The organism is Paenibacillus sp. FSL H7-0918 (genome assembly GCF_038007025.1).
GTDB lineage: Bacteria > Bacillota > Bacilli > Paenibacillales > Paenibacillaceae > Paenibacillus_AQ > Paenibacillus_AQ odorifer.
Genome location: NZ_JBBOWJ010000003.1, coordinates 66460 through 90369, shown reverse-complemented (window position 1 = coordinate 90369; position 23910 = coordinate 66460). Strand labels below are relative to the sequence as shown.

The 23910-nt window shown below is 43.8% G+C and carries 22 protein-coding genes; 4 read left to right on the top strand and 18 right to left on the bottom strand.

Annotated elements, in window-relative coordinates; genetic code table 11:
• The first annotated feature begins 149 nt into the window (after positions 1–149).
• Entirely contained in the window at positions 150–1373 is a 1224-nt protein-coding gene (locus MHI15_RS20285) for a glucose-1-phosphate adenylyltransferase (protein WP_076130041.1), read from the top strand.
• 100 nt (positions 1374–1473) lie between these two features.
• On the opposite strand, the gene MHI15_RS20280 is transcribed toward MHI15_RS20285, so the two are convergent.
• The 6 genes from MHI15_RS20280 to MHI15_RS20255 form a co-directional block, all read right to left on the bottom strand.
• Positions 1474–2532, bottom strand: a complete 1059-nt coding sequence (locus MHI15_RS20280) for a GNAT family N-acetyltransferase (RefSeq protein WP_081387185.1) — start codon at positions 2530–2532, stop codon at positions 1474–1476.
• A gap of 6 nt (positions 2533–2538) precedes the next feature.
• Positions 2539–4005 (bottom strand): HAMP domain-containing sensor histidine kinase, encoded by a 1467-nt coding sequence (locus MHI15_RS20275; RefSeq protein ID WP_175618929.1) that lies wholly within the window; start codon positions 4003–4005, stop codon positions 2539–2541.
• Positions 4002–4700, bottom strand: a complete 699-nt coding sequence (locus MHI15_RS20270; RefSeq protein ID WP_036687642.1) for a response regulator transcription factor — start codon at positions 4698–4700, stop codon at positions 4002–4004. The genes MHI15_RS20275 and MHI15_RS20270 overlap by 4 nt, the downstream gene beginning before the upstream one ends.
• Positions 4693–5973 (bottom strand): hypothetical protein, encoded by a 1281-nt coding sequence (locus tag MHI15_RS20265; RefSeq protein ID WP_254847685.1) that lies wholly within the window; start codon positions 5971–5973, stop codon positions 4693–4695. The genes MHI15_RS20270 and MHI15_RS20265 overlap by 8 nt, the downstream gene beginning before the upstream one ends.
• A 34-nt stretch (positions 5974–6007) precedes the next feature.
• Entirely contained in the window at positions 6008–6733 is a 726-nt protein-coding gene (locus tag MHI15_RS20260) for a phosphonate ABC transporter ATP-binding protein (RefSeq protein WP_036687647.1), read from the bottom strand.
• A 90-nt stretch (positions 6734–6823) separates the two neighbouring features.
• Positions 6824–7960: an MFS transporter gene (locus MHI15_RS20255; protein ID WP_341004285.1), complete on the bottom strand. Its 1137-nt coding sequence runs from the start codon at positions 7958–7960 to the stop codon at positions 6824–6826.
• Between the two features lie 178 nt (positions 7961–8138).
• On the opposite strand from MHI15_RS20255, the gene MHI15_RS20250 reads away from it, so the two are divergent.
• The 3 genes from MHI15_RS20250 to MHI15_RS20240 all read left to right on the top strand — a co-directional run bounded on the left by MHI15_RS20250 (position 8139) and on the right by MHI15_RS20240 (position 10655).
• Entirely contained in the window at positions 8139–9056 is a 918-nt protein-coding gene (locus MHI15_RS20250; protein WP_036687649.1) for an ArsR/SmtB family transcription factor, read from the top strand.
• A 36-nt stretch (positions 9057–9092) separates the two neighbouring features.
• Positions 9093–9839 carry an HAD family hydrolase gene (locus MHI15_RS20245; protein ID WP_076098782.1) on the top strand — a complete coding sequence of 249 codons (747 nt, stop codon included), beginning with the start codon at positions 9093–9095 and terminating at the stop codon, positions 9837–9839.
• Between the two features lie 108 nt (positions 9840–9947).
• The gene (locus tag MHI15_RS20240; protein WP_076279324.1) at positions 9948–10655 is read left to right on the top strand and encodes a DsbA family protein; all 708 of its coding nucleotides are present in this window, start codon (positions 9948–9950) and stop codon (positions 10653–10655) included.
• A gap of 142 nt (positions 10656–10797) precedes the next feature.
• Here MHI15_RS20240 and MHI15_RS20235 read toward each other — a convergent pair whose 3' ends face one another.
• From MHI15_RS20235 to MHI15_RS20180, 12 genes are all read right to left on the bottom strand, one after another.
• A complete protein-coding gene (locus tag MHI15_RS20235; RefSeq protein ID WP_076184417.1) occupies positions 10798–11754 on the bottom strand; it encodes an ABC transporter ATP-binding protein in 957 nt (318 codons plus the stop codon).
• Positions 11744–12730 (bottom strand): ABC transporter ATP-binding protein, encoded by a 987-nt coding sequence (locus MHI15_RS20230; protein WP_036687658.1) that lies wholly within the window; start codon positions 12728–12730, stop codon positions 11744–11746. The genes MHI15_RS20235 and MHI15_RS20230 overlap by 11 nt, the downstream gene beginning before the upstream one ends.
• A 1-nt stretch (position 12731) precedes the next feature.
• A complete protein-coding gene (locus MHI15_RS20225; protein ID WP_081383373.1) occupies positions 12732–13634 on the bottom strand; it encodes an ABC transporter permease in 903 nt (300 codons plus the stop codon).
• A gap of 36 nt (positions 13635–13670) precedes the next feature.
• Complete coding sequence (locus tag MHI15_RS20220) at positions 13671–14633, bottom strand: ABC transporter permease (RefSeq protein ID WP_036687660.1); 963 nt, start codon at positions 14631–14633, stop codon at positions 13671–13673.
• Positions 14634–14708: 75 nt separating this feature from the next.
• The gene (locus MHI15_RS20215; protein WP_076130036.1) at positions 14709–16850 is read right to left on the bottom strand and encodes a peptide ABC transporter substrate-binding protein; all 2142 of its coding nucleotides are present in this window, start codon (positions 16848–16850) and stop codon (positions 14709–14711) included.
• A 549-nt stretch (positions 16851–17399) separates the two neighbouring features.
• Positions 17400–18266, bottom strand: a complete 867-nt coding sequence (locus MHI15_RS20210; RefSeq protein WP_280753130.1) for an SDR family oxidoreductase — start codon at positions 18264–18266, stop codon at positions 17400–17402.
• Positions 18267–18268: 2 nt separating this feature from the next.
• Positions 18269–18772, bottom strand: coding sequence for a hypothetical protein (locus MHI15_RS20205; protein ID WP_341164769.1), 504 nt, complete (start codon positions 18770–18772; stop codon positions 18269–18271).
• 116 nt (positions 18773–18888) lie between these two features.
• Positions 18889–19449, bottom strand: a complete 561-nt coding sequence (locus MHI15_RS20200) for a MarR family winged helix-turn-helix transcriptional regulator (RefSeq protein WP_076279322.1) — start codon at positions 19447–19449, stop codon at positions 18889–18891.
• Positions 19450–19649: 200 nt separating this feature from the next.
• On the bottom strand, positions 19650–20516 hold the full coding sequence (locus MHI15_RS20195; protein ID WP_076190195.1) for a GNAT family N-acetyltransferase: 867 nt from the start codon (positions 20514–20516) through the stop codon (positions 19650–19652).
• Positions 20517–21015: 499 nt separating this feature from the next.
• Positions 21016–22008, bottom strand: coding sequence for a helix-turn-helix transcriptional regulator (locus tag MHI15_RS20190; protein WP_341164768.1), 993 nt, complete (start codon positions 22006–22008; stop codon positions 21016–21018).
• 523 nt (positions 22009–22531) lie between these two features.
• Entirely contained in the window at positions 22532–22987 is a 456-nt protein-coding gene (locus MHI15_RS20185) for a DinB family protein (protein ID WP_076304099.1), read from the bottom strand.
• A 157-nt stretch (positions 22988–23144) separates the two neighbouring features.
• Complete coding sequence (locus MHI15_RS20180) at positions 23145–23627, bottom strand: YfbM family protein (RefSeq protein WP_256717482.1); 483 nt, start codon at positions 23625–23627, stop codon at positions 23145–23147.
• Positions 23628–23910 lie beyond the last annotated feature (283 nt).

Genomic DNA, 23910 nt, shown 5'->3' with positions numbered 1-23910 from the left:
TTTTGATGTTAAAAGAAAAGATTTTCTGATAAAGAAATATTAATTGTAATTTTTCTGTTTACAAAGCAATATATTTCACCTATGTCGTTTCAAGCGCTTGTCGTAAGTTTATATTACAAGCATTGACAAAATAATGGGAGGGATAACAAATGAACAACAAAAAAGATTGTATCGCCATGTTATTGGCAGGAGGGGAAGGCCGCAGATTGGCTCCCTTGACTTCCAGTATGGCTAAGCCTGCAGTCCCTTTCGGTGGACAGTATAAAATTATTGATTTCCCGCTAAGTAACTGTGTAAATTCGAACATTGATACAGTAGGTGTTCTGACACAATACGAAGCTGACTCTTTGCATAATCATATCGGTGAAGGTGAGCCTTGGGGCTTAGTTAGTCAAAAGGATAAAGGTGTCACACTGCTTCCTTCAGGTGTTGAAGGCAGAGACAGTTATACAGGGACTGCTGATGCGATTTATAAAAACATTGACTTTATTGATAGCCGCAACCCAGAACATGTGCTCATTCTATCCGGTGACCATATTTACCATATGAATTACCGTAAGATGCTGAATTATCATATTGAAAAAGGAGCAAAAGCAACCATCTCCGTAATGGAGGTTCCTTGGGATGAGGCTAGTCGTTTTGGAGTAATGAACGTAAACGATGATCTGAAAATTTCCGAATTCGCGGAAAAACCTAAAGTACCAAAAAGTAATCTTGCTTCAATGGGTATCTACCTGTTCGAGTGGGCTTATCTGAAGGAGCACTTGTTGCGGGATGCAGCTAATCCTAATTCCAGTCATGACTTTGGTAAAGACGTAATTCCTACCATGCTGGATCAGAACGATGATTTATTCGCTTACCGTTTCAAGGGTTACTGGAGAGATGTAGGTACAGTCGGCAGTCTCTGGGAAGCACATATGGACCTTCTGCAAAAAGACAATGGCATGAAGTTAGACAAGACTCATTGGCCTATGTATAGTCGGGTTCGCCGGACTAAGCTTGCAGTTCATAAACCACGTGTACAGAACCCAGCAACGGACTCTCTCGTGAATGAATCCTGCTCCCAAGAAGGTAGTCTACAACGTTCTGTAGTCTTTAATGGGGTAGAAATCGGTAAGATGAGCCAGATCAAACAAAGTGTTATTATGCCTGGAGTTCGCATTGGCCGTGGAGTGCTGATTGAGAATGCCATTATTGGTGAAGGGGCAATCATTAAGGATGGAGCAGTCATCAAGGGAAGCATAAATAATATCGTTGTCGTTGGACCACATGAGACTGTGGCTGCCAAGCCGGCGGTCCGAAACCAACCTTCCCGTCTGTTTCAGGATGTGTATGAGAAGACAGGACGTTTGCGTGAAGTTCTTCCTTCATAACAACCATTATATAGAAAAATACTTTATATAAAAAGGGGCTGTTGTCCTGGTCGATCATGACCAGAGCAACAGCCCCTTCGGTTGTAAAGAATTAGTGATTTTATGAATTACGGCTAGCCGTCCATTCTCTGTCTAATATGCTCATTTCCACACAATCTACATATTGCTCACCGAATAAAGCAGACTCACGTTGAACACCCTCCCGCTTAAAGCCAACAGCTTCATAAGCTTTCAGGGCAGCCGTATTGAAATCGAAAGCACCCAGAGACAGACGATGCAGGTCCAGACCTTCAAATCCGATTCGAAGCATCTCTTGCATCATCCGTTTACCAATGCCTTTACCTTGAAACTCAGGATCTACTACTACCCTGCCGATACGTGCAGAACGATTAACCCGGTCAATGGCTGAAAAGCTAATATGGCCCACTACCTGCTGCGTAGCTTCTTGAATTGCACAGAAGATAAGACGATCGGATAAGCCTGGATGATTAGCATCCTTTAAGTATTTAACAAGCTGCTCATCCTCTAAAGGATAAGTTAGCGAAGGTCCTGCCCACTGCTTCAGATACTCTGGAGAAACACTCCAGCGCTTTAAGTGTTCAAAATCAGATTCTGATATAAATCTGAGAATCAGACGGTCTGACTCAGCACCTTCCTCAAAATGTTCATATAAGTTCACTAAACGACCATTTCCCATATCGTTAGTGCCCATGTAGTGAAAACCCATGCTCTGATAATAACGATTGAGCTTAATGTTATGTGCCACAGTGTCAAACCTAAGGCTCTTACAGCCTAGATCTTTGGCTAGAACTACTGCATATTTAAGCATTTGCTGTCCAAGTCCTCGGCCGCGGTGGGAGTCTTTCACAGCCAATCGGTGCAAATAAGCGTAGGACTCATCATTTTTACTGCCCCAGTACTGTGGATCACTGAATTGCAACGTGAACATGCCAACTACAGCCCCATCGTCAAGGGCTAAATAAACATGTCTGTCAGCAAAATATCCTGCTATATCGGTCTCGGTAAATTGTCCGGGTGTCCATTGCTTAATTCCATTAAGCTCCATCCACCCCGCCGCTTCTTGCAGTAGCCTCAAGATGTCGCTAACCCGATCTGGCTCTCCACGAACTATACGGATCGAATTCTTCGTTACCCCCATCTCACGTTAGGCCTCCCAATCATCTAATTCAGGAAAGGTAGCTGTCACTTGAGTTACCTCTTCTGTGATAACTTCCGGCTGTGGTTCTGTAAGAGGCAAGATGACGGTAACTTCCGTTCCTTTTCCAAGCTCACTTACCATATCAAGTGTCCCATTATGAAGTTCTACAAGTTGCTGTGAAATCGCTAACCCCAAGCCTGTTCCTCCATTAAGTGCATCCACTTGAAAGAAACGGTCCTTCACTCTGGATATATGTGCTTCACTAATCCCTATCCCGCTGTCTCGTACCATAATCGCTGTTTCTGTAGCAGACAGTCTCTTTGCTGACAGTTCAATACTGGAATCTTCATGTGAGAACTTCACTGCATTGTCTACCAAGTTTAAGAATACCTGTTTTAGCCGATTGGCATCCCCTTTAACAAAGATCGCATCTTCACATTCCAGCAACAGATGTATTCGTTTCTTTTCCGCTTTAGCCCAAACATTCAGTATCGTCTCTTGCAGCAGTACCTTTACATCTACAACCCCAATCGACAGCTTCATCTGGTTCTGCTGCAGCTTAGAAAAGTCGAGAATTTCTTCCACCAGCCCAATCAGGCGTTCACTTTCTTTGGAAATGATGCTGACTCCAAGTTTTGTCTCCTCCGGATCATACCCGCCGGATACCAAGGTTTCACTCCAGCCCTTGATACTTGTAAGAGGTGTCCGCAGCTCGTGAGAAATGGACGAGATAAAATCATCCTTAATCTGATTACTGCGTACAATTTCCTGAGCCATATAATTCAGCGTTGAAGCCAAATCACCAATCTCAAATTTATAGTCTCCCTTAATCCGTACGTTGAATCTCCCCTTCGCCATCTGAGCTGAAACTGCCGTAATATTATTCAGCGGCTTCACAATCGAGTTGGCCAGTCCGAAGCTAAACCCAACAACTACAGCCATAACAGCTGCAGCAATAGCAGTGGACAATAAAGTTAGATTAAGCAAATCATTATTGATTTCTTCTAGTGAAGTAATATACCTTAGGACATACTTATCCTGTCCATGAATCTGCAGCATTTTGGAAACCGCCATCACGCTCTCATTCGTGCCTGCCTGACGCCCTACCCAGCGCCCAACGCTGCCGCCAACGGCTTCTGGTACATCACTGGTCGTAATGGTCCGATCCGGCTGAAAGCCAGTGGAACTAGTGATGATATCCCCATTTAGCGATAAGATTTCCAGCTCCGTCTTGCTCAATGAGAACCTCTCCAGTACTTCTTGTAGCAGATAGATGCTATTATCGCTGGGTATCATGTTCTTTTGAAAAAACGACTCTGAAACAGAAATGTGATTTTTAATCTTGCTGTATACACTGTCATAATAATATGTTCTGATGGCCAGCAGGAAGATAACTTCTACGAGGAGAAGCGCCAAAAAAACTACAAGAATGTAGTGCAGAACAATCTGTCTGCGCATCCCCTTCTTAATCATTGTCCTTGGCCTTTCCATCTATATCCGTGCCCCCATACAGTCTGCAAAAATTCCGGCTCCGAAGGATTGTTCTCAATCTTCTGGCGTAAGCGCCGGATATTTACATCTACAATTTTGGGATCACCCATATACTCCTTGCCCCACACATGATCCAACAGAAGATCGCGGCTAAGTGGAGTGTTTTCTTTTTCAAGAAAGAATTGAATCAGAGAGAACTCCGTGGGCGTCAGTTCAATGGCTACATTATCACGTTTGAATTGTTTGGTAATAAGATCCAAGCTGAAAGGCCCCGAATGAAAAGAAACCTTGGCCGACTGTTCACGATGCACATTTACACGGCGCAGCAAAGATTGAATACGTGCAATTAGCTCCGTTGGGCTAAATGGCTTACTAACATGATCATCTGCACCTACGGACAAAGCGTAAACTTTATCCTGCTCCTGAACCTTGGCGGTAAGAAAAATAATTCCCAAGCGTTCATTAGTCTCCCTAATCCGTCTACAAACTTCAAATCCATCAATGCCGGGAACCATAACATCCAATAACGCAATATCAATATCAGGTATAGTGGTTAATTTATGCAATGCTTCATTCCCGTCAGCAGCCTCCAGCACTTCGAAACCATTACGCTTCAAATTAATGACTATGAAACTGCGAATGGACTCTTCATCTTCCAATATCAGAACTTTACTCATCTATTCCCTTCCTTTCAATAGGGGAGGCAATCTTATTGCTTCCTTCTTTAGTTGTACTTTGTTCTAGCTCACCACGGTAGCCGATGACTTTATCTAAATCCCGTCCAAGCAGCTCCCAGCCTTCATTCTTAGCCTTATCCCATTCCGAAGGAGAAAAGAAGGAAACCTCAGCAAAAGTCTCTCCGGTATCAGTCATGATGAACTTAAGGTTTTTATCCAGAACAGATTTCGTATCAATACTTACCTTTCCATGCAGCTCTGGATCAAAATTAATAGTAAAGCGATCCGATGGATCACGATATAGCTGGACTGCAAAGGTTAGGCCATCTTTTCCATCCCATTTATAATAGGAGGTGAAATAAGGAATATCTGCGGGGTCGAAATACTCCCATCCTTTTGGTGCTTCAAGCAATCCAACTTCAATAATGCCATCATGATCGATATCTTCGCTTGCAATCAGACGATCTTTGTAAGTCCTCGTATCACCTGGCAAAACCACACGCAGCTTGTTATGCTCCATAAGAACCATTAAGCTGTAGGCGGATTGGAAATCCACCGAAGCGTCTAATACGATTCCTTCTTTATCCTTAGCAATCTTTCCTGCGACAATATTGTAATAATTAGAAAAATACGGATCGATATCCTCGATCTTATCGAGCACCTTAAAGCCATCATTGTACTGATAGATCGAAATGGTTGCAAATTCATTTCTTTTAAAATAAACAACGGTGATGTCTTCAATTCCATCCTTGTTAAGATCATCAAGCATATATTTGGTGTAAGGAAGTGAAAGCACTTCTTCCAATGATCCGCTGGAATAGCTATACACGACGAGGCCTTTTTCTTCCCCGCGTGAATAACCTGTAATGATATTCAGCTTCCCGTCACCTGTCATATCTTTCAGATCGACGGACTCCAGCATAGTTCCATCCCCATCAAAAACAAGCTTTTTGACCCAGGCATCTCCTTGCTTCTCTAAGATCATCCCGTGAATCTCTACAGCTTCGCTTGGCGTTCTATAGAACACCAACGACTCCATAATTCCATCGTTATTGAGATCCTCTGTGAAAATTGAGCTCTCATCATTAACCGGGCGGATCAACTCCGTACCCGCTGGAATATGTGAATTAATAGCAGCCATAAGTGTTGCTTTGTCAGCAGACAGCTGCGGAGCTTTCATCTTCGAAACGGGATCACTGATGAAAGTACAACCCGAAAGTACGGATAACGACAGTGTTGCAGCTGCCAGGCACCTAAGACTTTTTATACTCAACCTCATCACTCTTTTCCTTATCCGTGTCCGAACTTTACAAATTTGCGCGTTCCTGAGACGTTAATCTACGTCCCTTTATATCATGCTTAATTCGTCCATCTTCTAGTACCCATATACGTGAAGCGAAACGTTCAGCCAGTTCAATAGGCAGCACCGTCACTACGGTAAGACCCGTCTCTTTACACAGTCTGCGCAAAGTTTCCAATACACTTTCTGCGGATTTGGGGTCCAGACCCGTAACCGGTTCATCCGCTAGAATTACTTTGGCACCATGAGTTAATGCTCTAGCAATCGCTACACGCTGACGTTCTCCACCGCTTAGCTGGCTAGTCTTCATCTTCGCTTTGTCTAGAAGTCCAAGGGCATCTAATTCATCCATCGCACCCATATAATCATCTGAACGAACCATCCCTGTAACCATACGCCACATTGGCGTCTGTGCGGACTGGCCGATCAGCACGTTTTTCAGCGCTGTGCGGTTAGGATTGAGCTCTGCATTCTGCTCCAGGTAAGCCCACTCCCGTCGAATTTTTCTTTTTCCGGAAAAGGCACTCGCCATAATATCCGTACCGTCCACTCTAAAATTCCCTCTGTCCCACTTCTCTCGCAGCGCTAAACAGCGTAATAAAGTGGTCTTACCGCTCCCACTCGCTCCAAGTATGGCTACGAGTTCACCCGGCTCTAATTGAAATCCTATATCCTGCAGGACCGGATTTTTGTCTTCCCCAACTGCCTTGGCTAAGTGTTCAACTGTGATCATAGTTCAGCCTCTCCCTGTCTTCATCTATAATCTATAGTGTACTCTGAATGTGAGTTCAATTTCCATGCGAGCACTCGTTCTTATCTTACCTCAATTTCTAGGTTGTGGCGAGAATAATAACCCCAGCAAGCCGAACACGATATATAAACCACCCATCAGGGCGAAAATACCGCCGCTTAAGCCCACTTGCAGCAACAAACCACCAATGCCGGGGCCGATAATACTGCCAATACTAAAATGGAAAGAAGCAACCACATTAGCAGCAGGCAGTAGATGTCTTGGCAAAATATCCGCGGCCAGACTTAGCCCTAATGAGAAAAAGGAGCCCACTAATCCTCCTGCGATCATCAGAAGTACCATTGTCAGCGTAAAATGATCACCTGCCAGCGGCAACATCGCAAAGGCGATCCCGCCTCCGATCCCGGCAATAATCAGTACCCGCTTGCGGCCAAACCGGTCGCTCCACAGACCTAATGGAAACTGCAGAAGCAGTCCTCCAATCCCCGCAAAAGGCAATAACGCTGCAATTTGATCTGTGCTGTAACCGATACGCAGACCATATACCGGAAAGCTGCTATTTAAGCTGGCTTCCATAAAGCCATATAAAAGGGCTGGAATTAAAGCGAACCAGGCTAAGCTGTAACAACGACCGAAACGGCGAACCTGGCTTTCACCACTCTCCGCTTTATCTGGCCGGGAATCCGGCAGAATTGTAGTCACAAGGATTAAGACTAACAAAAATAGAAATGCGAGAACAATAAAAGGCACGGCCTGTCCATAACGCAGCAGACTTATCCCAAGTGGTCCTAAGCTAAAACCCAGACCATAGGACATGCCATATAGTGAAAGATTACGTCCGCGATGCTCGGCAGGTGTCATAAGCAGAACCCAAAGCTGGGCCCCGTAATTAATCGCAGCATCGCCCACACCCACAAGCAGACGCAATACAAACCATACCTTGATCCCTGTAAAAAAGGGAAACATGAGCAAGCTTACTAAGACTAAACTAATCCCACCAGCTATCAATTTTTTAAATCCAACCGCTCCAAGAACACGTTCAGCAATCAAGGTCATCCCAAATGATCCTATGTATAGTGCAGCAGCATTCAGTCCGTTCAGTGACGAGGACACTCCTTTTTGCTCCAAAAGAATGGATAGAATGGGCAGCAACAGCCCTTGGCTAAGCCCTGCGGCTATAGTAGCGGTAATAAGAATCATGAAAGTCATTTTGCTATTACTTCGTATAGATACTTTAAGCCGGTCTGACACGGATGATATCCCCCTATAATAAAAACAATGATGTGATCTAACGCCAATTGGCAAACACCGAACATTATAGTGGACAACCCTCTTCAAAACAAGAGATAATATGTAGAAGTTACGGATTTCTGGGGGTGCATGTTACATGGATTACGAATTAAAAATCGACGTATCGCCGGTTTATGAACTGTTGGACAGTTTTATGATATATGTAACCAGAAAATGGATCTCCAATTTAGACCTCGGTCCCCACTGGGTTAGTGATGTGGAAGATCGCATTACTCCTCATAAAGTAACAGCTCTCATGCAAGCTGCCGAGTGGCCATTTACAGATTATGATGTGTTATATGCTTGGGTTTACAGCCGGGGGCCCGCAACATCAGTGCTGCATTTCCTGGATGATCTGGATTCAGCTTCTATAGAAGAGTGTTATCAGCAGATCGCACCGTTAATTCATGATTTCACCATAGATGAAGCTTCCCGGATCAAGAGCAGCTATAGTCCGCTTCTTAGACTCTGGTATGAGCAATATTTTCGTCATGTAGAACACAAGATTTTACCGTTATTAATTGAAGATGCCTCTGAGAAAAAAATGCTGGAAAGCAAAATGGACCCTATTTCTTTAATTGAATATGCATCCGGTGGTGTAGTTTTCGAGGATATACGGGATCTTAAGACTATAGTATTATTGCCTACCGTTCATAATCGACCAATCAACACCTACTGCTTCTACAAAACTATGGTGATTGTACAGTATCCTGTAGATGTGCCATTGGAAGATGAAAATGAACCACCGATGGTGCTATTGCGCATGACCAAGGCACTGTCAGATCCAACCAGACTCCGATTGCTTCGGTATGTCGCCCATGAACCCAAATCTCTATGGGAGATGCAGTCCGATCTAAATCAATCCAGAGAAATGCTTATGCATCACCTAATGATCCTACGCGTAGCCGGTTTACTCCGTATCCATCTTCGCGGGGAACAAGACGAGCGCTTCAGTATCCGTCCAGACGGCGCTTCTGAGCTTCAAATGTTTCTAGAATCTTATATTCACCTATAGAACACTATACAGATACAGATCCAAGGAGTGAGAGATATGAAATACACAACTCAACAAGTAATTTTCGATCTAGATGATACGCTGGTTCATTGCAACAAATATTTCGATTTAATTTTAGGGCAATATTTCGAGCTCATGACTGATTGGTTTAATGAATTTGGTCCAAGCACCAGTGAATTACGCAGCAAGCAAATAGAAATTGATGTTGATACCGTCAACACAAGTGGCCTGGCCAGCGACAACTTTCCCAAATCCTTAATCGCCACCTACCGTTATTTCTGCGCCAAATATAACCGTCCGACAGATCGCTTTCAAGAGCAGCAATTACACAAGCTCGGCCTAAGCGTCTATGACCAAGAAATTGAAGCTTACCCTGGCATGGTTGAAACACTCGATACGCTGAAGCAAGAGGGTCACCATTTATTCTTGTATACTGGCGGGGACGACACCATTCAGCAACGTAAAATTGAACAAATGAAGCTGGATGCTTATTTTGACGATCGTATCTATATTCGGAAGCATAAAAATGTTGAGGCGCTTGAAAATATTTTGGCTACCCAAAGCTTTGACCGCAAACGTACCTGGATGATTGGCAACTCGTTACGTACAGATGTACTTCCCGCAGTTACCGCAGGCATCAACAGTATTTACCTGAAGCAGCAAAATGAATGGAGCTATAACCTTATCGAGCTGGAGCAAGAGATGCAGCAAGCCGTGATGACTATTTCGTCCATCCACGAGGTGCCCCCTGTCATTCGCTCAGCCGCTAAATTCAAAAACTAATAACTAGCTACAACGTTACGTAGCATTGTTACAAATGACATATCTACACTACCTACTGGATGATTATACTATTTTTATAGTATTCCTATATTGTCTAGGAGGTGAGATATGAATAAGAAAGTGTCAGCTAAACAATCTCAGACCAAAAGACCTTTGCTTCCCATGATATTAGGTGTCGTTGTTGTAATCCTTCTCGCTGTAATTGTTTTCATCTTAAGCAATAGGACTGATGATACAGCAGATCTACCCAACTACACCGACGTAAAGGGAAGCATTGTTGTTGATGGGCTGAAATATGAGAAGCAACCTCATCTTGGAAGTCCTGATGCCAAAGTTAAAGTTATCGAATTCGCAGATTTCAAATGTCCCGCCTGCAAAATGTGGACTGAAAAGTATCTGGATACTTTTATTAAAGACTACGTAGATACCGGAAAAGTGGAACTTTTCTTCATGAACTTTGCATTTTTGGACCGGGACTCTTATCTTGCCGCTAGCGCCGGCGAAGCCATCTACAAGCAAAGCAACGAGAAGTTCTGGGAATACCTTCATAAGCTGTACGCTAATCAAGGCGATGAGAGCGAAATTTGGGCCACTCAGAAATTCATTTTAAAATTCGTTAAGAATAACATCGAGGGCATTGATTACGCCCAATTTGAAACAGATCTCAAGAATCATACCTACATGTTCGATGTAAAAGAAGACTTTAAGATCGCTGGTTCCTACGGAGTCAACGGTACTCCTAAATTTATGGTGAACGGAGTGCTGCTTCAGGATTCTTCCTATGAAGGGTTAGCAGCAGCGATTGACAAGCAGTAATCAGTCTTTAAACTGCGCCCTATAAGCTGTTCACTTTGAAAAAAGTGACCTTCTTACAGGGCTTTTTTGTGTGTATGAATTAAAAAAGATGACTTCTGTGATATACAGAAGTCATCTGCTGATTACTTAATTAAGCCACTGCTTATTCTACCAAATGACACACGGCACTATGGCCTTCTGACACGATTTTCCGTTCAGGCTTGACAGCCATACATACATCCGAGGCATAAGAACACCGCGGATGAAAAGTGCAACCACTTGGTGGATTAAGCGGTGATGGCACCTCGCCTTGAATCGATACCATCTGCTGCTTCTGCTCCACACTATCCGGAATCTTCAAAATCGAATTTAGCAGGACCTGCGTGTAAGGATGCGTAGGTTTCTTGAACAATTCATCCGCCGGAGCTTGCTCAACCACCTCTCCTAAATAAAGAACCGCGATATCATCACTCAAATACTCCACTACTGCCAAATTATGCGAAATAAAGATATAAGTCAGGTTAAACTCCTTCTGCAAATCCTTTAGTAATTGAATGACTTGAACCTGAATAGATACATCCAATGCGGACACCGGTTCATCACAAATGAGCAATTTGGGATTCAGTGACAACGCTCTGGCAATCCCAACCCGCTGCAATTGTCCACCTGACAGTTCATGCGGATAAGCGTATTGGACTTCAGAAGGCAAACCGACCCGCTCAAGTAATTCGATCACACGCTCATGCCGGCTTACTTTAGTTCCAATTTTGTGGATAGCCATTGCATCTTCAATAGCGTCTCCTACCGTCATTCTCGGACTGAGACTCGCCTTGGGATCCTGGAAAATAATTTGCATATCCCGGCGCATCGCCCGCAGCTTCTCTTTATTTGCCTTTGAGAGCTCCACGTCCTCAAAAAATATTTTTCCTTTGTCAGATTCGAGTAGACGCAGAACCATTCGCCCTAAGGTTGATTTTCCTGAGCCACTTTCCCCAACAAGCCCCAGTGTTTTCCCCGCTTCCAGGGTAAAAGAAACATTCTCGATGGCATGCAGCTTTTTTCCTTGTACCCGAAAAGTTTTCGAGACATTTTCTACGCGCAAGAGCGGATTATTGGGCATAGGAAGCGACCTCCTCAGCATGATGGCAGGCGATCTGATGATCGGTGCTAAAATCACGAAGCTTGGGAACTTCATTCTGACACCGTTCAGTTGTATAGAAGCAACGATCGGCAAATGGGCAGCCGGTCAATGTCTGTGTAAGTGTCTTTGCCGTCTTTGGAATAGGCATTATTTCTTTTCCCTTGTGGCCCACTTCGATAATGGAGCGTTTCAATCCAAGTGAATAGGGATGCGCCGCCTCACTTATGAACTTGTCCGTAGTGGCTTTCTCCATGATTTGGCCCCCGTACATCACGATGATTTTGTCACAAAAGTTGGTCGCAAGGCCAAAATCATGCGTTACCATCACTACGCTCATCCCATGTTTTCTGCGCAATTCCTGCAATAGTGCAAGAATCTGCATCTGCACAGTGACATCAAGCGCGGTTGTTGGCTCATCGGCAATCAATAATTGCGGTTCACATGCCAAAGCAATAGCAATCATGATACGTTGGCGCATCCCCCCGGAAAATTCGTGAGGATAACTTTTAAATCGTGATTTAGGATCCGGAATCCCCATTTCATGCAAGAGCTGAATGGTGCGGTCAAAAGCTTCCTTCCGGTTTGCATATTGATGTGTCAGCATGGCTTCCATTATTTGATCCCCGATACGCATGATCGGGTTCAAGCTGGTCATCGGATCTTGAAAAACAACGCCGATGTCACGTCCACGAATATCTTCTAATTGTTTGGGACGCATTTTAAGTAAGTCCTTACCATTAAACTGAGCTGTCCCCGATGTTATTTTTCCATTTTCACGGATGAGCCCAATTGATGACATCAATGTAACGGACTTACCGGAGCCACTTTCACCAACAATCCCCAAGGATTCATTTTCATTGATCGAAAAACTGACGCCGTTTACGGCATAAACTTCATCTTCACTGCGGGAGAACTTCACATGAAGGTCATCAATAGAAAGTAGCGGTTCACCCATATTAATTGCCTCCTTTCGGACTGAATGCTTCCTGGAGACCGTCTGCTACAAACAGAAACGAAAGCAAGGTTATTGCAAAGATACCTGCCGGAAAATACAGCAGCCATGGAAAGCCGAGAATATTCTCACTGGCTTGAGCAATCATACTCCCAAATGAAGGGATTGGTGGCCGAAGCCCCATGCCAAAAATACTTAAGCCTGCAATCTGGATGAGATCACCGGGAATCCCGAAGGCGAGAGAGACACCCATACTGCCGATAACATTCGGCAACATATACCGTCTGGCAATATGCGCCTGAGATGCGCCTAACGCTCTTGCCGCTTCCACCATCTCCCCGTCCCGCATACTTAGGACCAGACTTCGGATCAAGCGTGCATACCCCGCCCAACCCGGAATTCCAATTGCTAGAATCAAAGATAAATACCCACGTCCCAGCATAATGACTAATATCAAGGCGAACAAAAATCCCGGCAAGGTCATCATAAAATCCACAGCACGCATAATAATCATATCGGCGATTCCGCCGCGCAATCCGGCCCACAAGCCCAATATGATCCCGATAATGAAGCTGACCAAAGTCGCGCCAAAAGCAATAATCAAAGCGCTTCGAACACTGAACAGAATCTGGCTGAACATGTCATGCCCCACATTATCCGTACCAAAAATATGCTGCCAGGTCGGCCCTTGATTGATAGCCAAAAAATCTCCCGTGCGATAGTCATATGGGGCCACCCAAGGTCCAATGATCCCCGCGATCAAAAAAAGGATAACCCAGACCAAACCAATAACGGCAAGACGATGTCTTTTAAATCGCTTCCAACCTTGATAAAACTGGGATCTCTGAAGATTCTTTTTTCTCTTCAAAGCTACATCCGATTGAGTTGCTGCAACTGTGCCAGCCAATTGCTCCCCCTCCTAGGTTCGTATAGTCTGTGCCGCTTATAATCTGACACGCGGATCAATAAAGGCATAAATAATGTCAACGAGTAAATTCATAATCATAATCATGGATCCCAGCAGAAATACAGATGTGATGGCGAGCGGATAGTCGAAACTGGTAAATGCCGTCTGCATCACCTGACCAAGCGCTGGAATGGCGAAAATTTGCTCCACCCAGATCGTGCCCATCACGGTAAAAGCAAATTGAGGTCCGATGACGGTTATCATCGCAGTCAGCGAGTTTTTGACACCATGCTTAAAAATCATCGGCCAATATTTGACCCCCTTAGCTTTTGCGGTTCGCATAAAATCCGACCTCATGGTTTCGATCAGACTGCCCCGCATATATCTGGCAACAACACCGACATTCGCCGCAGATAAACAAATAATCGGCAAAATTGCTTGCCTCCAGTGACCCCATCCCGTTACAGGCAGAATTCCTTGAAACACAACACCAAATAACAAAACCATAATCACCGCGAGAACAAATGCCGGAATAGCCTGACCCGTCAATGAGATGGTGCTTACCACATAATCAATCCAAGTGTTACGTTTGAGTGCTGCAATAATGCCAAGCGGAACCCCGATAATTACCGAAAGAACAACAGATCCAAAGGCCAAAAGTGTACTGATCGGCAAAGCCTGCTTCAGTTGAGTCGCAATTTGCAAAGAAGGATTCTGCATCGAATTACCGAAATCGAAGGTTAATTGATGCCAAATATACTTCATGATTTGTTGCCACAGCGGTAAATTCAAACCATACCGGCTTTGAAACTGGTCCATGACTTGTTGATAGAGAACAGGGTTTTGCCCTTGCAGCGGAGCCAGTGCCGTAGCCATGGTATTCGTATTCATGAAACCGCCAGGTGAATAATACATCATGGTATAGCTAACTGAAATGACCAAGATTAAAGTGATAATAATTTGTAAAATGCGCTTTGAAATAAATTTCAATATGGTCAAATCCGACCCTCCTTTACCGATTCACGGGCACCATAATTGGCGCCCGCGATTGGTAATTATTCAACCCATTTAGGATTATTCTACAGATAAAAGATGTAGCCCATAGAAGTTGCCCCATGCCCAAGGATTTGATTGCACTCCTGTAATGCCGGGTTTTACCAAGAAGTATTGCTGTTGATAATACAACGGAACAGCATAAGCTTCTTCGAGCAGGTTATTAACTACCTTAGCCGCGATAGGAGCAGCGTCTTCGACGGTCAGCGCATTTACGAATTGCGCTTGCCACATTCTCAAATCTCTTAAGGTATCAGATTGATAACTGTTGTAATATACCTGTACATCAAGTGCATTTTGATTCAACTTGCCACCTGGCGCGTTTGGTGCTACGAAGGTCCAAGCGGTTACAAAGGCGGCATGTTTTTCATCGTTATTTTTAGCATTTTTCCAAAGGTCTACAATCTGTTGCCATTGTTCAGCGGCCGTTGGAAGCCCCGGTTGTTTCAAATAAGGCTGCCAATCTGCAGGCTGCTCTGCTGTCCATTTATCCAAAAAGGCGATATCCTCTTTAGCAGCTTTTTCTAATGCTGCCCAGTCGCTCCATTCTACACCGGCGTTCTTATTATCCGGATCCCCATATTTTTCAATAGCCGGTTTATAATAAGTTTCCTTGGTCCAATCCACGAATTGTTTCGTAGCTTCTAGCGGGGCATCCAGTGTTCCTATGGAATATAGTTGCTGCGTTGCACCCATGTCCAAACTTCCTGGTTCACTCCAGTTGGTTGCGCCCGACGCCAGAATAAAGCCTGGTTTTGCATCGCCCTGAGGTCCGCTGTACTGATAAGCGTTAAACTGCGCCTCATTGAGCTGAACTAGCTCTGTTTTGATACCAAGATTTTGTTGCAGTAATTGACCTAACGCCAAAGCGATTTGTTCACCCTGAGCATCTACTTGCTTGACCCCAACATACAACGATAGGGTTGGCAGACCTTTACCGCCTTCATAACCAGCATCCTTCAATAATTGTTTGGCTGCCTCGAGATCTTCCGGAAGTCCTTGCTCCAGTTTTTCCGTTGGCCAACCTGGTGAAGCAAAGATATTGGTCGCCCCGCCCATGCCGTTCAGCACCGATTCTACGATCGGTTTACGCTGGATCGCTTTGGCGATAGCCTGGCGCACCTCTTTTTTGTCATATGGAGATTCCGTTGTCGGGTTGCTCCAGAGCAAATATTTGATTGCATAAGTCGCTGCAGTATACAGCTGGGACTTTAGCTCCTCCGTTTTCTTCACGTATTGTAAATCAGACGCGCTTTGGATTAGAACGACATCTGCATGGCCGGACATATAATCCTCCACCGGCACGGTTGTCGCCGGAAGAACATGGATGGTCTCTACATTGCCGTGATTAAGCTGGCCGGCTGCACCTACATAATTCGGATTGCTCACCATGACGAGTTCACCGTTAGGTGTAAAAGATTTAACCATGTAAGGGCCGTTGCTCACAAAATTCCCCGGTTCAAACCACTTACCAGGGTTCGCTTCGACCGCTTTAGGATTCATAGGCATCGACCCGGAAAGAACCATATCCCCCAGAATAGCGTGAGGCAGCGTGGTCGTAATTTCCAGCGTGTAATCATCAACTACTTTTAGACCAACTTCTTCTTTACTTACAGATCCGGCATGGTATGCATATCCGTTCTTCACAAAATTAAGTACGCTTAGCCAAAGTTGTGCGGTTGTGTTAGCTGGATCCAATTGATACATATAAGAAAAATAAAAATCATGGGCGGTTACAGGATCGCCATTTGACCATTTGGCATCTTTACGGAGGGTAAACGTCCAAGTTTTTTTGTCATCTGAAACGGTATAACCTGTCGCAATTTTCGGAACGATTTCATTATCCTGATTGTAGCCATAAAGCCCTTCGAGCAAAGTTCCTTGCCCTACCAGAATTTGTCCTTGCCATTGTGTAGGATCGAGCGTCGGGATCTTTGGATTGAAAACGGTTACCGAACTTCCCGCTTTAATTTCAAGATCAGAAGCGCCCTCATTCTTAACTGCCGTTTGACCCACATCACTGGTTGCTTTTACCGAAGTATTGCTATTACCTGCAGCATTTTTACCGTTCTCATTGGCACTATTAGAGGAATTACTGCAAGCAGTCACAGATAACAAAGAAAATGACAGAAGTAGAGCTAAGAACGCGTTCTTTTTTTTCATCCTCAAGTGAACCCCCTCATACATAGTCATGAAACAAAAAAACTAACATTTTATTATCTTGTTATCTATGATGTTATCCTTCACCTTTTCATGCTTTGCCCCCCTAAATTTAAACTCCGATGTTTGTTTGTGAACTTACGAATGTCTTCTTTTGAATATCACTTAGGAAACTAAGAGTAATCGCTTACATTCTAAAATTTTCCACAAAGATTGTCAAGAAAAAAAGTTACGTTAGTTAGCATAACTAGTTATTATTAATATAACTTAATCTTATAATATGAATTTTTCGTTAATTTTTTATTAGCTTTTTTAGTGTTATTTCGTAAATAATACTAACTTATTGACGAATTTTAGCTTATTTCTTGTAATGCTGATATAAATGCTATAGAAGAACTAGTTCTATGAGTTGAGTTCCTTAGGACATAATAAAAAGAGTGCATCCCGGCAGTCATTTTATGACCTTTGGGATACACTCTGAACCATTTAGATATGGGAATCGGAATAAAATACTGTTATCGATACAAATATCAGAATAGGTGGACTCCGCCTCTACCGGAAATTATCTACACACTCATGTAGAAAGGCGTCTAGTGTGCGTGGATCTCTGCCGAGTAAACGCTTCACAGTGTCATTTGGACTTTCTGGCACCATCCTAGACATGGTTTGAATTTCCACAACGTGGTTCGCGAGCCAAGGAGGCAGATTCCCATGCTCAATAAGATTACGGAGTAGTACTTGAGGTTCCATGTTGATGTAACTTATCGGCCGATTAAGCAGGGCAGATAGTCGACTCGCGATCTGGGGATAACTGAAAATCTCCGAACCAGTAAGCGTATATATATGGCCTGATACCTTGTCGTTGGTCAGAACTTCTGCGGCAACGTCTGCAATATCGCGACAGTCAATAAAGTTACACGGTGAAACGCCCATAGAGCCGAAGAAAACATTTTGGGTTGTGATCGTTGGTGCAAAGCGCATTAAATTTTGCATGAACGCATAAGGGCGCAATACGGTATGGGTGATACCCGATACTCTCAACGTGTTCTCAATTTCTTGATGCCAGCCCGCCACTGCCACTGGAGCGCTCTGCTCAAAGGCTGGACTGGATATTTTTACGATATGTTTGATTCCAGATTCGGTGGCAATCTGAATGATTGAGGTTTCCAATTCGATTTGTCTTGGACTGTTGGACATGGCAAGGAAGAGCTGGCTAGCACCTGTAAACGCGCGGCGCACCGATGTAGGGTCAGAAGCATCCACAAAAGCGACCTCGATAATTGATCGGCTTTTTTCTCCGATTTGATCACGCAACTTCTCTGGCTCTCTACTCAGCGCCCTGACAGGTACACCAAGATCAACCAAACGTTCCAAAAGCGCACTTCCAATCGTACCTGTTGCTCCCATAATAACTATCATTTTTATCTTCTCCTTTTGGATGAAAAATTAGTTGTGACGGCAAGTCGCCACCGCCATGTCACTATCGTGCTCGCTATGAATCCAGACAACGGGAAATCGATCCAGACACGATTTACCCAGACCAAGTGATTACTCGGTATCATAATTTCTACTACAACAGATGTCACCCATGCAGCGTATAGCCCAAATGAGGACCCGGCCATTGCGAATACCCCTACCACAACCAAGTGAGGTGCACCGATGACCCATCGCAAATGGCCCACTCGACTATGCAACAAAAGTCCAATCATCAAGGCCATCAAGGCGGATGCACCGCCAATAGTGGTCAATGCCGCTATTTGAAGCCCCCTATCTGCAGTAACCAATCCCCCGATACCTGCCATAATGGCAGGAGCAGCATAGGCCATTACAACTTCACGCCATAGTACAAAAGTCTTTTTCTTGGAACCAACAGCCTTGATGCTGTAAACATCATCTGTCTGATTCGGGTATTTCATCTGTTTCATTTACTTGCTCCCTTCTTCTTTGAAATAGTTCAACGATTGATTTCAGCGAACTATAATTAGGCGCCTAACTATATAAGAGTAAAAATAGGCTAGCTTCACTAGCCCAATTCTACTCATTACTGATGTTTCCCCTTTGGTTTCGAGCCTAATTCGCCCGTAAGTGCTGAAATGCCTTGTGTAACTCGACCTAGCAAGTCGAGAAATACGCTGCGTTCTTCGATGTTGAGCAACCCCACCATAGCTTCCAGCCGAGCGAAATGCTCAGGAGCCATTTCACGGAGCTTCTTCGCTCCTTCTTCCGTTAAAACGACTGATTTCTGACGGCCATCGTCTGAGCTTAATCGCCGAGATACTAGCCCATCTCGTTCAAGAATGTCGATAAGACCAGTCACTGTAGCACGTGTAACTCCTAGATGCTCCGCTAATTGCGAAGGCAACTCTTCTCCTTCGTTATCTTCAAGATCTGCCAATAAACGATAACGCCCTGTTGATAAACCGAATCTAGAGAAATGAATCTCCGAGGCGTGTCCAAGCATGGCTCCCGCTGCCATTAGCCTAGACGCGACGAGTATAGCCTGTGCGTCTATGTCTAGGTTATAGCGATCAATCTGACGCTTGGATTGTACAAGCGAGGGAATAGCCTCAATGTCGTTTATTTTTTTATTATTGTTGTTCATATATGTAGTATGGCCCCTAACTACTTTTATGTCAACTCATTTTTTTATACCTCGTCAACCCCGGAGTTAAACAGTTGCATTTGGTTGTAACTCTATATTTCTCCCAAAGCTTGATCAATCGACCTTCAAGATCTTCAATCCGTAGTGAATATTCTGCTCTTATTTTCAAAAGTAGTAGAAGTTCTGTCCGCATCATTCTACTATTCAAATTTTAACTGAAGCGAATCACAGATTGGCATATAGCCTATCTTTTGATAAATGCTATTAGATGTGGGATTTGCTAAGTCGGTATATAAGACGCATCTAGTAAACCCTTTATCCAATGCAAGTTGGCTTATTTGCGCCACAATTGAAGTTGCGTAACCCTTTCCGCGCTCATATGGAGGGGTATATACAAATGCCACGCCAATAGCCGTCTGCATCTCCCTTGTATATCCTGCCATAGAAACGGGTATCCCGTTGTCCTCTAAAATATATAGTTTTTTCGATGCTATTCGGTAGAGGTAAGGGTCTGCATCTTGCGGGATGGACATTTCTGTTTTACCATAACTCCCCGCTGCATAAAATGCTTCAGCCCAGTAAGGGAAAAAGTGAATATCCTTTTTATCTAGTAATCGAACGATACCAACCTTTTGAATGTCTGGGTTTACTGCCGTAAGTTCATATATACGTTGGGTCATGATTGTTTTAAAGGTTGTTCCCTTGCGCAAAGTATATTCTTTGGCAAAATACTCTGCCAAGGTTTTTTCGGTCATCACACCTGGAATTTCACGGTCTTTCAGCCCATCTACCAGACAGTTTATAGCTTCTGGGTTAATTATGTTGTCTGTTGCATAAAGCGTAATATTGTGTGGCGGTGTCATTATGGCGGTAAGTTGTATGCCCCTAGCATCTGAAATCGTTACCATAAGCCAATTTACAGGGTCACGCCAGTCTGTTTTGTCTTTTCCTTCATGTCCAATTATGATATTGCCAAGAGGAATCAAATTTTGTGCTTCATGACGCATCAACATACCATAGGTATCATTATAAAACTCATACACATCCGTATACAACTTGAATTGCATTGCAATATCCCCCTTTCATCTGCTCAACGTTTTACCGGATTTTTCGAACCAATTGTTCTTCTTACGGTTTGTTGATTTTTCGCCTGCCAATTTAATAATTAATTAATGAAGACGCAAAAAAACCCATCCCATTAGGGACGGAGTTGCTCCGCGTTACCACCCTGATTGACGTTTATAATAAACGTCCTCTAAGCCATCGTCCAACAACGATGCTTCTTTGTAACGGTAGAATCCCGGTCCCATCTACTATAATTCGGGGGACAGCTCTGAGGTGATTTTTGGATTCGGATATCCGCTGCCTCGCACTAACCGGCAGTTCTCTGAACGGCTTTTCCAGATCTATCTGTCAATAATTCAAACAACAATAAGGACCTTTAAACTTATATTGCTTCTAAAGCAGATAATCTAACTAATCATGCGACGATATGAATGCGGAGACTACACTCCGGTCTGCTTATTTTCTTCATCAGCACATAGCACCAACCTTTTACTTACCTGCTTAATCTGTTTCGATTAGCTTAGAGGTCAACTTCACTACTGGCCTGATATACTTCAAAAACCGCTCCGGATCGTGATAAACGTAAATGATTCTCCCAGGGGAAGTATCAAAGCAGTAACCAGTGTCTGCAAAATTAAAAGTTGCCATTGCCCTTTCCATCTTTTCCTCTACACTACGATTTTCCTGCTCATAATTGAATGGTCCATGTTCAAAAACAATATACTCGGCTTCGAGAACATCAATCATAAGCATTTGTGGAGGTACTTCACCTTTATAATCAAAAGGAAGACGTACACCAAAACACTCTGTACGTGGAATACCCCAATCGCAGAGTCTGCCATCCGGGTCATTAATGTAAGCCATAATCTGACCGCTGCCACCGTTAGATTCACTCCCGCCATCGTCATCCAATTTGCCCTTGATACTATCGAGTAAGCCGCAAATTGTTTCGCAGTCCTGTCCTGTAATAAGATTTTGCTTTTGCCAAAAATCCCAATACCCATTACTCTCATAGTTTTTAATGTGCAAAAATTTGTGAGTGGGAATGGTTACAAAATAAATGTTAAGATCATCTGTAGATTTCATCATACCAATCTCTCCAAATCCGAAAAAGTAGCGGTCGAAAGAGTTTATTTTTGTACGAAGGGCGACAGGCATAGGCTTTTTCCGGTATTCACTTGGAGTTACACCATATGTTCCCTTGAAAGCCCTGGTAAAAGCTTCATGTGATGAAAAACCATAATCAAAAGCAATATCCAAAATGCTCTTTTCACTATCCCGAACCTCTTTTAGTGCAAAGGCTAATTTTCTATGCCGTAGATAATCCCTAAATTGCATTCCCGATATTTCCTTAAATTTTCTCGTAGTATGAAATTCGGAATAACCTAACTTGTGAGAAAGAAATCGTAGCGTTATTGCTTCACTGTTACGATTCTTAATACACTCGTCAATTTCATTAACGATTATTTGGATTTGCTTGTGCCACTCGTACAATTGGTCTGTTCACCTCGTTTCAACCACTCTATAGTCATTGTAGAGTAATGGAATTTGCATTGCTTGATTCTACTTGCGGAAAAGAGATGACAATTCAAACGTTTTGGTCCTACTATTTCGGAATCTCATCATGAAACGGTACCACTATTTCGTTTGGATCGTTAAGGAATACATATTGAATCTCAGATTTCCTCTTTGCATTTAGTGGTCGGTGTATAACCCTATCGTTCTGTCAAAGTTATTTCCGCAAGCAGCTTAAGCGTGTCATGCATTCGCAGGATGGACAAGAAGCATGGAGTATCGGGAGGCATTAAACAAAAGGGCTCGGACCCGTTGAGACATGGGAGTGAAAATCACATGCCCTTACAGTTGTTCCAAGCCCCGCCTCTTCAATTTCCTTCTTATCTCACATTTAGCTAAAGGTAAAATCCTACGAATTCATGAGCCTGCATGAGTAAACTAAATCATTTCGGAGGAGTTCAATGCCCATCTCATTCCAGGTAATGGTGATGATTAGGCCCTGTTAGAGTCTGGCGAACGTGATGTAATCGACTTGGACAGGTTCTGCCAATTCCATCCGAAGTGCCCGGTTGATCTGTCCCCGGTGATATTGCCCATGTAAAATGACCTGCGACAAGATATCCCGGACGGACGTTTGGAACGGGACTCCGTTCTGGTTCGCATAATCGACCCTCACGTCCAAATCAGATTCCTCGAGCCCTTCGATATACACACGATATTGCTCGGCGTTTTCTTCGAACATCGTTCGGATCGCCGTCAGGTCCTCTGCTTCCTCCCACAACGAATATTGCGCACTACCCTTGCCCTGCAATCGGGACAGCCAGACTCGTTCCGCAACCGCGACATGCCGAACCAGCTTCAGAAGGTCCTTGTTCTTCATCTCACTCTCCTCGAGCGCTTCTAAGATTCGTGCGTCCGCCCAGTAAAGGTGGTCCATCATACACTTGATCGTCTTCATTTTTGTTTCCCCCTCTTCGTCTCATTGATTAATTGAACCTACCGTTTCCCGTAATTGGTCATTATTTCTCAAATCGTCATAATCTTCATCAGTCCAAGGTTCTATTTTTTATCTCGCTCAATGGAATCAGGAGACGTGTGTCGTCTTTTGGTTAGAATCAGAAAATATAAAAGATGAGACCTTTGCCCTCGGCTACAGTTTGGCTGTAGAAGCGCCGGATTTCGTTAAAATGCTGTAGCAGGTAGGCAAAGAACGCATCCTTATCCTCGTCTGAAACAATATCAGGTTCAAGAGGATATACTTCTTCCTTAACCATGGCCGGGAAATCATACCGCAAGCGGAGCTGCGCTTCATCCAGCTCAGAAATAACCTGATGCGCTTCTGCAACTTGCTTGGCACGTAAGGAAAACGCCCCGAATGAGCCAAAATCGATGCCTTTGTCTGATGTCAGCGGAACAACATAACTAAGAGGGGCATCTCCATCGGAAATAACTCCACAAAGCAAGTAGTGAATCGCCTCCCAGGATCTATCAATGTCCAGTCCGGGATAATCGTCTATTTTCAAGCTATTCAATGCAATGTCGCCTGTAACAATTTGTTGCACTAGGTTGTCATCCATAGCAAAGTAATATCCACGCATTCCCATGTTGTCATCCTTCCTTCCATTCTAGTAGTGACTATACTGCCCTATCATAATGTAACCTCTGGATTTATCCCGCAGGATAGAAAAAGAGTGAAGATCAGCCCCCTACGTAATCATAATATCTTGTCTGCACAAGTTACTACATCCCGTTTAAGATAGGTATGTCCTACACTCTTTAACTAATGAATTTTATGTGGAAAAGATATGGTCAAGCACAGCTGTCACCGAAACCATATCCCATATACGGCGAGTCCGACTAATAGTCTTGACTACGGACCCA

Coding starts and splice junctions, on each gene's coding strand:
- MHI15_RS20230 (WP_036687658.1), bottom strand. CDS start 12,730: ATGGGTGAACCGCTACTTTCTATTGATGACCTTCATGTGAAGTTCTCC.
- MHI15_RS20215 (WP_076130036.1), bottom strand. CDS start 16,850: ATGAAAAAAAAGAACGCGTTCTTAGCTCTACTTCTGTCATTTTCTTTG.
- MHI15_RS20275 (WP_175618929.1), bottom strand. CDS start 4,005: ATGATTAAGAAGGGGATGCGCAGACAGATTGTTCTGCACTACATTCTT.
- MHI15_RS20280 (WP_081387185.1), bottom strand. CDS start 2,532: ATGGGGGTAACGAAGAATTCGATCCGTATAGTTCGTGGAGAGCCAGAT.
- MHI15_RS20270 (WP_036687642.1), bottom strand. CDS start 4,700: ATGAGTAAAGTTCTGATATTGGAAGATGAAGAGTCCATTCGCAGTTTC.
- MHI15_RS20260 (WP_036687647.1), bottom strand. CDS start 6,733: ATGATCACAGTTGAACACTTAGCCAAGGCAGTTGGGGAAGACAAAAAT.
- MHI15_RS20195 (WP_076190195.1), bottom strand. CDS start 20,516: ATGCAATTCAAGTTGTATACGGATGTGTATGAGTTTTATAATGATACC.
- MHI15_RS20180 (WP_256717482.1), bottom strand. CDS start 23,627: ATGCGTGGATATTACTTTGCTATGGATGACAACCTAGTGCAACAAATT.
- MHI15_RS20250 (WP_036687649.1), top strand. CDS start 8,139: ATGGATTACGAATTAAAAATCGACGTATCGCCGGTTTATGAACTGTTG.
- MHI15_RS20240 (WP_076279324.1), top strand. CDS start 9,948: ATGAATAAGAAAGTGTCAGCTAAACAATCTCAGACCAAAAGACCTTTG.
- MHI15_RS20210 (WP_280753130.1), bottom strand. CDS start 18,266: ATGATAGTTATTATGGGAGCAACAGGTACGATTGGAAGTGCGCTTTTG.
- MHI15_RS20245 (WP_076098782.1), top strand. CDS start 9,093: ATGAAATACACAACTCAACAAGTAATTTTCGATCTAGATGATACGCTG.
- MHI15_RS20285 (WP_076130041.1), top strand. CDS start 150: ATGAACAACAAAAAAGATTGTATCGCCATGTTATTGGCAGGAGGGGAA.
- MHI15_RS20200 (WP_076279322.1), bottom strand. CDS start 19,449: ATGAACAACAATAATAAAAAAATAAACGACATTGAGGCTATTCCCTCG.
- MHI15_RS20205 (WP_341164769.1), bottom strand. CDS start 18,772: ATGAAACAGATGAAATACCCGAATCAGACAGATGATGTTTACAGCATC.
- MHI15_RS20185 (WP_076304099.1), bottom strand. CDS start 22,987: ATGAAGACGATCAAGTGTATGATGGACCACCTTTACTGGGCGGACGCA.
- MHI15_RS20235 (WP_076184417.1), bottom strand. CDS start 11,754: ATGCCCAATAATCCGCTCTTGCGCGTAGAAAATGTCTCGAAAACTTTT.
- MHI15_RS20255 (WP_341004285.1), bottom strand. CDS start 7,960: ATGACTTTCATGATTCTTATTACCGCTACTATAGCCGCAGGGCTTAGC.